The 10889-nt window shown below is 68.1% G+C and carries 12 protein-coding genes; 8 read left to right on the plus strand and 4 right to left on the minus strand.

What is annotated here, in order from left to right; translation table 11 throughout:
• Both VD972_RS20980 and VD972_RS20985 read right to left on the minus strand, forming a co-directional pair.
• A partial coding sequence (locus VD972_RS20980) for a GntR family transcriptional regulator (protein WP_324989696.1) occupies positions 1 to 1372 on the minus strand: 1372 nt, incomplete at its 3' end.
• Positions 1335 to 2126: a 2-keto-4-pentenoate hydratase gene (locus VD972_RS20985; RefSeq protein WP_324989698.1), complete on the minus strand. Its 792-nt coding sequence runs from the start codon at positions 2124 to 2126 to the stop codon at positions 1335 to 1337. The genes VD972_RS20980 and VD972_RS20985, both read right to left, overlap by 38 nt.
• 166 nt (positions 2127 to 2292) lie before the next feature.
• Between VD972_RS20985 and VD972_RS20990 the strand changes: the two genes are divergently transcribed.
• From VD972_RS20990 to VD972_RS21020, 7 genes are read left to right on the plus strand one after another with little or no spacing between them, the layout of a single operon-like run.
• On the plus strand, positions 2293 to 3735 hold the full coding sequence (locus tag VD972_RS20990; protein ID WP_324989700.1) for an aldehyde dehydrogenase: 1443 nt from the start codon (positions 2293 to 2295) through the stop codon (positions 3733 to 3735).
• A complete protein-coding gene (locus VD972_RS20995; RefSeq protein WP_324989701.1) occupies positions 3732 to 4157 on the plus strand; it encodes a RidA family protein in 426 nt (141 codons plus the stop codon). Before VD972_RS20990 ends, VD972_RS20995 begins: the two co-directional genes overlap by 4 nt.
• Before the next feature lie 3 nt (positions 4158 to 4160).
• Positions 4161 to 4682 (plus strand): 3-hydroxyanthranilate 3,4-dioxygenase, encoded by a 522-nt coding sequence (gene nbaC, locus VD972_RS21000; RefSeq protein WP_324989704.1) that lies wholly within the window; start codon positions 4161 to 4163, stop codon positions 4680 to 4682.
• A complete protein-coding gene (locus tag VD972_RS21005; protein WP_324989705.1) occupies positions 4679 to 5695 on the plus strand; it encodes an amidohydrolase family protein in 1017 nt (338 codons plus the stop codon). The genes nbaC and VD972_RS21005 overlap by 4 nt, the downstream gene beginning before the upstream one ends.
• Complete coding sequence (gene kynU, locus VD972_RS21010; protein ID WP_414654096.1) at positions 5695 to 6978, plus strand: kynureninase; 1284 nt, start codon at positions 5695 to 5697, stop codon at positions 6976 to 6978. Before VD972_RS21005 ends, kynU begins: the two co-directional genes overlap by 1 nt.
• Positions 6965 to 8362, plus strand: coding sequence for an NAD(P)/FAD-dependent oxidoreductase (locus tag VD972_RS21015; protein ID WP_324989709.1), 1398 nt, complete (start codon positions 6965 to 6967; stop codon positions 8360 to 8362). The genes kynU and VD972_RS21015 overlap by 14 nt, the downstream gene beginning before the upstream one ends.
• Positions 8352 to 9077, plus strand: coding sequence for an SDR family oxidoreductase (locus VD972_RS21020; protein ID WP_324989711.1), 726 nt, complete (start codon positions 8352 to 8354; stop codon positions 9075 to 9077). The genes VD972_RS21015 and VD972_RS21020 overlap by 11 nt, the downstream gene beginning before the upstream one ends.
• Positions 9078 to 9099: 22 nt before the next feature.
• Here the strand turns inward: VD972_RS21020 and VD972_RS21025 are convergent, their stop codons facing one another.
• On the minus strand, positions 9100 to 9930 hold the full coding sequence (locus VD972_RS21025) for an alpha/beta hydrolase (protein WP_324989713.1): 831 nt from the start codon (positions 9928 to 9930) through the stop codon (positions 9100 to 9102).
• A gap of 53 nt (positions 9931 to 9983) precedes the next feature.
• Positions 9984 to 10442, minus strand: coding sequence for a cyclic nucleotide-binding domain-containing protein (locus tag VD972_RS21030; protein WP_324989715.1), 459 nt, complete (start codon positions 10440 to 10442; stop codon positions 9984 to 9986).
• 71 nt (positions 10443 to 10513) lie between these two features.
• On the opposite strand from VD972_RS21030, the gene VD972_RS21035 reads away from it, so the two are divergent.
• Positions 10514 to 10889: NAD(P)/FAD-dependent oxidoreductase (locus tag VD972_RS21035; protein ID WP_324989717.1), on the plus strand; the 376-nt coding region annotated here is incomplete at its 3' end.

A 10889-nucleotide genomic window follows, 5' to 3' on the forward strand; every position in this document is an offset into this window, starting at 1 on the left:
CCGGTGGACGGAACACCCGGTGGGAGTCCTCCTCCTCCGCATGGCACGAACCTGTATGACAAGCAGTCCGGCTCAGGGAGGCCGAGTCCGACCGGAGCCCACTTGTGGATTGAGGCACAGAGCTTGGGTGGCCTTGAGGTGAAGCCACCAGCGGCCATGGCACCGGAGACCAGGTAAAGCAGCCACGTTCCTCTCTGCGCCCAGGGAGCTCACCCGCCTCGAGCGCTGTGTCGCCCGAAGGCTGGCCGAAGAGGGTGGACGGAGACTCAGGTGTGGAGCCTGCTGTCGGCGGCGCCTGGAGCGAACCTGTATGACAAGCATACAGCTCGGGCGGCGAGCCTGCTGTCGGCGGCGCCTGGAGCGAACCTGTATGACAAGCAGACAGGTTGGCAACGCTTGCGCCCGGCAGCTCACCCCTGGCGGATTCTGGCTCTGGGCGCAACCCAGGGAGTGGCTCCGCCGACCCGTGCGGAGCCTTGGGTGCCACGACGGCTTGGCGGGTTGGCGTCAGGTTGGCGAGCAGGCGCTCATCGGCCGCTTGGAGCAGTGTCGGAAGCTCTCGCCTCAGCGACTGCGCGTCCCTGTCGCCCAATGCATGAAAGGCGCACCATGCCCACTCCTGGGCAGCCTCTGAATCCAGGTGGGGCAGCACCCTTGCGGCCATCGTCCTGAAAGAGCGCTCCAGCGAGTGAATCAGCAGCAAGTGCCCGGGACGGTCCGCCGCGCGGGCCGCCAGCCTCAGCAGCTCGAACTCCCACGTCACCCACTCTCTGCCTTCCACCTTCCAGCGCGCCGCATCTCTCAACGCGAAGCAGGCGTCTTGCAGCCGCTCCAGCTCTGTCTCCGAGGCGTGCTCGCAGCAGCTGGCCAGTAGCTCTACCGTTGTCTCCCGCTTCAATGCCAGATAACCCTCCAGCAACCGCCGCCTCTCCGGGTGGGCCGGGCCCTGGTCTGCATGCAGCGCCACTCCCAGGTCCTCCAGGGTCACCACTTCGTCCAGCACCACTGCGCGGCTTCTGCGCCCGGGGTGTTGCACCACCAGTCCCCTCGCGGCCAGCCGCTGCAGGGCCTGCCGGGCCGTGGCTCGCGAGACGCCATACTGCCGGGCCAGGGTGTGCTCCGAGGGAAGAAGTCCCTGCTCTGGGAGCAAGCCCAGCGAAATGACTCGCTCCAGTTGCTGCTCGACGTGTGCAACAAGCCCCATCCGTTCCATGTCCGCCACCCTCCTCGTTGCCGTGTCTGCCAGAAAATCAGCTCGGGCTGACATGCGCGATGATGAGATGAGCAGACCGTGCTGCCACCGGTTTGGAGCTGAGAACCGCTCAACACCCTTATCAGGGCGACACAGAGACTGAGACGCTCCCCAGCCCATCCACCGTGAGCCGGACTTGGTCTCCCGGTTTCAGCATGTGCGCGGCGGTGGCCGCCCCCGCGAGCACGATGCTCCCTGCCGGGAGTGACTCGCCGCGAGCATCGAGCAGCTCGCAGAGCTGCACCACCGACAGCAGCGGATCTCCCGAGATGGCGCTGGAGAGCGCTGACTGCACCTGCTCGCCGTTCACCTCCATCGACATCTGGAGCCGCGCCAAGTCCAGCTCTCGCGGCGGGCGCTCGGTCGTGCCCAGCACGAACATGGACGAGGAGGAGTTGTCCGCCACCACGTCCGGCAGCGAGAAGTATTTGAAGTCCACGTAGCGCGAGTCGAGGATCTCCATCGCCGCCATCGCGCTGGCGCATGCGTTGAACGCCTCCTCCCGCGTAATCCTGCCGCGCAGCACGCGCGAGGTGCGGAAGGCGATCTCCGGCTCGATCTTCGGGTGGATGGAGCTCTGCAGCCGGAACACGCCTCCGGCGGGGATCTGCATCCGGTCCGTGAGCACCCCGTACACTGGCGAGTCCAGGTTCATCTGCTTGCGCTTGGCCTCGGACGTCAGCCCCATCTTCAGGCCCACCACCCGCTCGCCGTGCTCGATCCGCAGCCGGATGCCCTCCGCTTGGATGGCGTAGGCGTCCCGCAGCGGCAGCTCCGCGTGGGTCCGGGTGAGGGGAGGGACCTCCCGGGCCTCGAGCCGCGCCTGGTCCAGCAGCCGGGCCAGCTCCTGATGATTCCGTTCCGTTATTGCCATGTGCGTGCCTGCTCCCCAAGAACCAGGGCGGGCGAGCTTCAGGGCACCCCCGAGGCCAGCGCAAGCGGCTTCTGCTTCCTATGTGAAATCCTGGGGCCCCCGAGCCGTGACCTGGCGAGCGCCACCGTGCTATTCGGGCGCCCGGTAGCCCGAGGAGGAGTCCGGCATGCAGAAGGTCCTCAACTACATCGGGGGTGAGCTGGTGCCCCCGAATGCGCAGAAGTGGCTGGAAAAGCCAGAGCCCGCCACCGCCGAGCCCTACGCCCTCATCCCCGACTCGGATGAGACAGACGTTGCGCGCGCCGTTGAGGCAGCCTCTCGCGCCTTCCCAGCCTGGTCCGCCACCCCCACCGCCGACCGCTCCCGCCTGCTGCGCCGGATCGCCGATTCCATTCGTGCACGCCTGTCCGAGTTCGCCCGCGCCGAGTCCATCGACACCGGCAAGCCGCTCTCCGTGGCCTCCACCGTCGACATTCCGCGCAGCATCCTCAACTTCGAGTTCTTCGCGGACGCTGCCACCCAGTTCTCCAGCGAGGCCCACGCCACCGACAACGTGGCGCTCAACTACACCCTGCGCTCGCCCCTGGGCGTCGTCGGGTGCATCTCACCCTGGAACCTGCCGCTCTACCTGTTCACCTGGAAGATCGCCCCCGCGCTCGCCACGGGCAACTGCGTGGTCGGCAAGCCCTCCGAGGTGACACCCATGACAGCCTTCCTCCTCTCGCAGGTGTGCCGCGACGTGGGGCTGCCGCCGGGGGTGCTCAACATCGTCCATGGCCTGGGCGCCAAGGTCGGCGCCGCCCTGAGCAGCCACCCAGAGGTCCGCGCCATCTCCTTCACCGGGAGCACGCGCGTCGGCGCCGAGATCGCCCGCACCGCCGCTCCCCTCTTCAAGAAGATCTCCCTGGAGATGGGCGGCAAGAATCCCAACGTCATCTTCGCCGACTGCGACTTCGACGAGGCGGTGGCCACCACGGTGCGCTCGTCCTTCTCCAACCAGGGGCAGATCTGCCTCTGCGGCCCGCGCATCTTCGTCCAGGCCCCCCTCTACGAGCGCTTCAAGGAGGCGCTCGTGGCCCGCACGCGCGCGCTCAAGCTGGGCGACCCGCTCGATCCAGGCACCGAGCAGGGCGCGCTCGTCTCCCAGCAGCACTTCGACAAGGTGATGAGCTACATCGAGCTCGCCCGCAAGGAGGGCGGCAAGCTCCTCACCGGTGGCACCCGCGCGAAGCTGGAGGGGCGGTGCCGCAACGGCTGGTTCGTCGAGCCCACCCTCGTGGAGGGGCTCGGGGCCGAGTGCCGCACCAACCAGGAGGAGATCTTCGGGCCTGTGGCCACGCTCATCCCCTTCGAGAAGGAGGAGGAGGTGCTCACCTGGGCCAACTCCACCAGTTACGGCCTGGCCGCCACCGTGTGGACGAAGGATCTCAGCCGCGCCCACCGCTTCGCCGCCCGGCTGCACAGCGGGATCGTCTGGATCAACTGCTGGATGCTGCGCGATCTCCGCACGCCCTTCGGTGGCATGAAGGACTCGGGCATGGGGCGCGAGGGCGGCCAAGAGGTGCTGCGCTTCTTCACCGAGCCCAAGAACGTGTGCGTGAAGCTATGAGCCAGGAAGAGCGGATCGACTCGAAGCGAGCCCCCGAGCCGGTGGGCCTCTACCCCCATGCGCGCCGCGTGGGCAACCTCCTGTTCCTGTCCGGCGTGGGGCCTCGCGAGCGCGGCGCCAAGAAGATCCCCGGCGTGGAACTGGACGCCCAGGGCAACATCGTCTCCTACGACATCGAGGCCCAGTGCCACTCGGTGTTCCGCAACGTGCGCTACATCCTCGAGGAGGCGGGCTCCTCCTGGGAGCGGCTGGTGGACGTCACCGTGTACCTCACCAACATGAAGGCGGACTTCCCCACCTACAACCGCCTCTGGGCCGAGTACTTCAAGGCCAGCCCGCCGTGCCGCACCACGCTGGAGATCAACGCGCTGCCCACGCCCATCGCCATCGAACTCAAGTGCATTGCCACGATTGGAGACTGAGCCATGGCCCTGATGCCGCCCTTCAACTTCAAGAAGTGGATCGAGGAGCACCGCCACCTGCTCAAGCCCCCCGTGGGCAACCAGATGGTGTGGAAGGACCAGGAGTTCATCGTGATGGTGGTGGGCGGGCCCAACTCGCGCACCGACTTCCACATCGACGAGAGCGAGGAGTTCTTCTACCAGCTCGAGGGCGACATCAACCTGCGCATCATCGAGGACGGCAAGCCGCGCGATCTCCCCATCCGCGAGGGCGATATCTTCCTGCTGCCCCCCAAGGTACCGCACTCGCCGCAGCGGCCCGCGGGCACGGTGGGCCTCGTCATCGAGCGCAGGCGCCAGCCTCTCGAGCTGGATGGCTTCGCCTGGTTCTGCCCCCGGTGTGACAGCAAGCTGTACGAGGAGTTCCTCCACATCTCCAACATCGTCACGCAGCTCCCCCCGGTGTTCGATCGCTTCTACAGCGATCCGGCGCACTGCACCTGCAAGCAGTGCGGCTTCCAGATGACTCGGAGCGGAGGCAAGTGAAGATCGACATCCACACCCACCTGCTCCCGGCCGAGGTGCCCCGCTTCGCCGAGCGCTATGGCTATGGCGGGTTCATCACCCTGGAGCACCACGCGCCGTGCCGCGCCCGCATGCTGCGGGACGACGGAAAGTTCTTCCGCGAGATCGAGAGCAACTGCTGGGACCCGGACCAGCGCCTCAAGGAGTGCGACGCAGCCGGAGTCTCCGTCCAGGTGCTCTCCACCGTGCCGGTGATGTTCAGCTACTGGACGAAGCCCGAGCACGGGCTGGATCTGTCCCGGTTCCTCAATGATCACCTCGCCTCCGTGGTGCGCGGCAACCCGCGCCGCTTCGCGGGCCTGGGCACCGTGCCCCTCCAGGACGTGGCGCTGGCCGTGCGCGAGCTGGAGCGCTGCGTGCGCGAGCTGGGGCTTGCCGGTGTGCAGATCGGCTCGCACGTCAACGGCACCAACCTGGGCGACCCGGTGCTCTTCCCCTTCTTCGAGGCGGCCGCGGAGCTGGGCGCGGCGGTATTCGTCCACCCGTGGGACATGCTCGGCGGGGCGCGGATGGAGAAGTACTGGCTGCCGTGGCTGGTGGGCATGCCCTCTGAAGTCGCGCTGGCCATCTCCACGCTCCTCTTCTCTGGCACGCTCGAGCGGCTGCCCCGGCTGCGGCTCGCTTTCGCGCACGGCGGTGGCGCGTTCCCCGGCACCTTTGGCCGCCTCCAGCACGGCTTCGAGGCCCGGCCGGACCTGGTGGCCGTGGACAACAAGGTGCCGCCGCGGGACTACCTCGGACGCTTCTGGGTGGACTCGCTCGTCCACGACGCGGAGACGCTGCGCTTCATCGTGAAGCTGTTCGGCCCGGAGAAGGTGGCGCTCGGCAGCGACTACCCCTTCCCGCTGGGCGAGGACCGCCCGGGCACGCTGATCGAGTCCCTGTCCGGCCTGGAGTCCTCCACGCGCGAGCGGCTCCTGTGGCGCAACGCGCTCGAGTGGCTCGGGCGCTCGCGGGAGGAGTTCGCTCCATGATGGCCCCAGACGTGGTGAACTTCGAGGAGGGCGAGGCCTTCGCCCAGCGCATGGACGCCGAGGATCCGCTGCGCCACTTCCGGGACGAGTTCCTCTTCCCCCGGCGCAAGGACGGCGAGCCCGCCATCTACTTCGTCGGCAACTCGCTCGGCCTCCAGCCTCGCAAGGCGAAGCAGTACGTGGTGGAGGAGCTGGAGGACTGGGAGCGCCTGGGCGTGGAGGGCCACTTCCACGCGCGCCACCCGTGGCTGCCCTACCACGAGACGTTGACGGCGCAGACGGCCCGCCTGGTGGGTGCCCTGCCGCTCGAAGTCGTCGTGATGAATACCCTCTCGGTGAACCTCCACCTGATGATGGTGTCCTTCTACCGGCCCACCCGCGAGCGCTTCCGCATCCTCATCGAAGGCGGCGCCTTCCCCTCAGACCAGTACGCGGTGGCCTCGCAGGCGCGCTTCCACGGCTTCGATCCCAAGGAGGCCCTCCTGCGCCTGGAGCCCCGCTTCGGCGAGGACACCCTGCGCGAGGAGGACATCCTCGACACGATCGATCGCCACGGGCCCGAGCTCGCGCTCGTGCTGCTGGGCAACGTGAACTACCTCACCGGGCAGGCCTTCGACATGAAGGCCATTACCCGCGCCGCGCACGAGCGGGGCTGCCGCGTGGGGTTCGATCTGGCCCACGGCGCCGGCAACCTGCGGCTGTCGCTCCACGACGACGGGCCGGACTTCGCCGTGTGGTGCTCGTACAAGTACCTCAACGGTGGGCCCGGCACGCTGGGCGGTGTCTTCGTCCACGAGCGCCACGCCCACATGCCAGGCATTCCTCGCTTCGAGGGCTGGTGGGGCCATGACAAGGCCACCCGCTTCGAGATGGGGCCCGACTTCGTGCCCCTGCCGGGCGCCGAGGGCTGGCAGCTCTCCAACCCGCCCATCCTCCAGCTGGCCGCCCTGCGCGCCTCCATGGAGCTGTTCGATCAAGCGACGATGCCGGCGCTCCGCCTCAAGGGAGACCTGCTCACCAGCTACCTCGAGTTCCTCCTCGAGCGGCTGCCTCCAGGGATCGTGCACATCGTCACACCGCGGGACTTGAAGGCCCGGGGCTCGCAGCTCTCGCTGCGCTTCACCAAGGAGCCGAAGCGGCTGCTCGCCAGGCTCGTCGAGGCCGGCGTCTTCTGCGACTTCCGCGAGCCGGACATCATCCGCGCGGCCCCCGCGCCGCTGTACTGCAGCTTCCTGGACGTGTACCGCTTCGTGAGGATCCTCGAGAGCCATGCGCGAGATTGAGCGGACGGAGCCTCTCACCCTGGCCGGAGCGGGCCTCGTCGGCTCGCTGATGGCCCTGTTCCTGGCCCGGCGTGGCTTCCAGGTGGATGTGCTGGAGCGGCGTCCGGACATGCGCCGCGAGACTGTTGAGGCCGGGCGCTCCATCAACCTGGCCATCTCCGCGCGCGGGCTCCATGCGCTGCGGCAGGTGGGGCTCGACGACGAGGCGCGGCGCCATGCCATCCCCATGCGCGGGAGGATGATCCACCCGCTGGCCGGCGAGCTGACCCTGCAGCCCTACGGCAAGGACGACTCTCAGCACATCAACAGCATCTCCCGAGCCTGGCTCAACCAGTACCTGATGACGCACGCCGAGGGCACGGGCAAGGTGCGCATCCGCTTCAAGCAGCGCATCCAACGCGTGGACTTCGACTCGAGCACCCTCACCGTCGTGGACGAGGCGAGCGGCGCCAGCCGCGAGGAGCGCGTCACGGTGCTGCTCGGAGCGGACGGCTCGGGCTCGGCGGTGCGGCAGGAGATGGCGCGGCTGCCGGGCCATGCCTCCACCCAGGAGCCGCTGAGCCACGGCTACAAGGAGCTCTCCATTCCTGCGGGGCCCGGCGGCTCCTGGAGGATGGAGAAGCACGCGCTCCACATCTGGCCGCGCGGAACGTTCATGCTGATCGCGCTGCCAAACCAGGACGGCAGCTTCACCTGCACGCTCTTCCTGCCCTTCGAGGGGCCGGTGAGCTTCGCCTCGCTGGACTCTCCCTCGAAGCTCACCGCCTTCTTCCAGGAGCAGTTCCCGGACGCCCTGGCGCTCATCCCCGCGCTCACCCAAGACTTCTTCCACAACCCCACCGGCTCCATGGTGACGGTGAAGAGCGCGCCGTGGCACGTGGGAGGCCGAGCTGTGGTGCTCGGGGACGCCGCGCACGCCATCGTCCCCTTCTTCGGACAGGGGATGAACTGCGGCTTCGAGGACTGTGGGGTGCTCGACGCGCTCCTGGCGCGCCACTCGCGCTGGGAGGAGGCCTTCGCCGAGTTCTTCCGCCTGCGCAAGCCCCACGCGGACGCCATCGCCGACATGGCCGTGGAGAACTTCATCGAGATGCGCGACAGCACCGCCAGCCCGCGCTTCCTCCTGGAGAAGCAGGTGGAGAAGGTGCTGCTCAACGCCTTCCCAGGCCAGTTTCTCAGCCGCTACACGCTCGTCAGCTTCAGCCGCGTCCCGTACCGCCTGGCCTACGAGGTGGGCGCCATCGCCGGTCGCATCGTGTCCGAGCTGACCGAGGGCCTCACTCGCGCGGAAGATGTGGATCTCGAGCGCGCCGCCCGGCTCGTCCGTGAGCGGCTCGTTCCTTTCCTGGAGGAGCACAAGGATGGATTTAGGATTGAAGGGTAGGCGGGCCCTGGTGCTGGGGGCCTCGGCTGGGTTGGGGTTTGGCATCGCCTCGCAGCTCGTCAGGGAGGGAGCGCGGGTGGCCATCTGCTCGCGCAGTGAGGAGCGCATCCGCGCTGCCGCCGTCAACATGGGCGCTGCGCTCGGCGTGGCGGCGGACCTGTCCGTGCCGGGCGCCACCCGCACCGTCGTGGAGCAGGTGAAGGGTGCGCTCGGAGGCGTGGACGTCCTCGTCGTCAACACGGGCGGCCCGCCCAAGGGCGGCATCCTGGAGATCTCCGATGCCCAGTGGGAGGAGGCCTTCCAGAGCTTGTGGATGGGCGCGGTGGAGGGCATCCGCGCCGTGGCGCCGGGGATGAAGGAGCAGCGCTGGGGCCGCATCATCCTCCTCACCTCGTCCTCCGCCCGCGAGCCGATGCCAGGGCTGACCATCTCCAGCGGCTTGCGGGCCGGGCTGATGGGGCTCACGAAGATCGTCAGCGGCGAGCTGGCCGAGCACGGAGTGACGCTCAACGCCGTGCTCCCCGGCTTCCACGCCACCGAGCGCCTCAAGGAGCTGGGCATCCCCGAGGATCGCATCACCTCGCAGATCCCGGCCCGGCGGCTCGGGCGTCCGGAGGAGCTAGGGGCGCTGGTGGCCTTCCTGTCCTCGGAGCAGGCCGCCTACATCACCGGCCAGTCCATCGTGGCTGACGGCGGCTGGATGCGCGGCTTCTGAGGGAGTGCCAGCAACGTGAGCGTCACCTCCCGCTGATCGAGTCCCCGCCCAACAACGAGCCGAGAGCCTCCACCACCCGCGGCCACTCTCGCGACAGCGGGTTGATGAGCTCGAAGTGCCCGGCGCCTGGGAGTGGGATGAGGTGGATGTCCTCCCCGAGTGCCGCCGCGCGGGCGTGGTAGTCGGTGCTGAGCGAGGCAGGGACGGGCTCGTCCTCCGTCCCGTGGAGGAGGATCTGCCTCACGCCCAGCGGTGCGAGCGCGGCGGGGGAACCCAGTCGGTAGCGCTCGGGAACCTGGGTGGGAGTGCCTCCGAGAAACTCCGTCACGATGTCATGGCTGAGCCGCAGCGCATGGGCGCGCTCGAGGTCCACCACGCCGGCGAGCACCACCACTCCGCGAGGGATGAAGGGATCCGGGCTGTAGAGCGGCTCTCCTGGGCGCAGGCGGCGGCGCGCGGCGAGCCAGAGGGCCAGGTGTCCTCCGGCGGAGTGCCCCATGGCCACCACGCGCGACAGGTCCAAGGGCTGGGAGCTGCCCAGCGTGCGCAGGAAGTCCATGCCTCGCGCGACGTCCTCGAACGTGCCCGGCCAGCCTCCGCCCTCGTGGCCGACGCGCCGGTACTCGAGGCTCCAGGTGGCATAGCCGCGCCGCGCGAGGTCCGCGCACAGGTGGCCCACGTGCTCCAGGTCATACTTCGCGCGCCAGAAACCCCCGTGAACCATGACGACGACGGGGTGGGGGCCAGGGCCGGGTGGCAGGCGCAGATCCCCGAAGTGGTGGACGCTCTCGCCATAAGGGATGCGAGCGTCCGCGGGAGGGGAGGGGGTCTCGAGCATCCAGAGTGGGTTCATGGATGGAGTGCTGCGTACCCGTGAGCTGGGAAAAGCAGGTAAGAATGGAACTCTCAGAAGCGAGAGATGGCGAAGAAGGCCTTGATCTTGTCGCCCGTCTCTCTCAGTCGCTCGGAGAGCGTGCGGACGAAGGTCCACAGCAGCACGTAGGCCAGGTCCTTGTCGGTGAACATCAGCTGATCCAGCTGGGTGCGCTCGATGGTCCAGAGCGTACAGGGCGTGTGGGCGATGGCGTCCGCGGAGCGTGGGTTGTCGTCAATGACGGCCATCTCCCCGAAATACTGGCCCTTTTCCAGGATGGCGAGCGCCTCCTCGCCAATGCCCGGAACGTTCTTCGAGATGCGCACCCGCCCCTCGACGATGACGTACATCTCCTGACCGGTATCGCCTTCCCGGAAGATGAACGAGCTCCCCTCGTACTGGCGAACCTGCGCAATGGAGGCCACCTTGGCGAGCTGGCCCTGAGTCAGGCCCTCGAAGAGCGCGACCTTCTTGAGGAGCGAGGCATCCATGAGTCACCTTCGTATCACGCGCCCGAGGTGCTCTGGTACTGTCCAGCCTCCATTCAAGAGGAGCTACAGCCGTGGCGGACGAGAAGATCAACAAGGTGACCATCATCGGTTCAGGCCCCGCGGGCTACACCGCAGCCATCTATGCCGGACGCGCCAATCTGGAGCCCGTGGTGTTCGCGGGTGGCCCGACGCTCGAGGACGCCAGCCGCGTGCCCGGCGGGCAGCTCATGATCACCACGGACGTGGAGAACTACCCGGGCTTCCCCGAGGGCATCACGGGCCCCGAGGTCATGGAGCGCTTTCAGAAGCAGGCCGAGCGCTTCGGCACCCGCATCCACATGGAGAACGTCGTCAAGGTGGACTTCTCCTCGCGCCCCTTCCTCATCCAGGGGGAGAGCGTCAGCTACCGCTCGGAGGCGGTCATCATCGCCACCGGCGCCACCGCCA

Origin of the sequence: Hyalangium sp., from assembly GCF_035629615.1 — a bacterium.
In the GTDB taxonomy this organism is placed as follows: Bacteria; Myxococcota; Myxococcia; order Myxococcales; family Myxococcaceae; genus Hyalangium.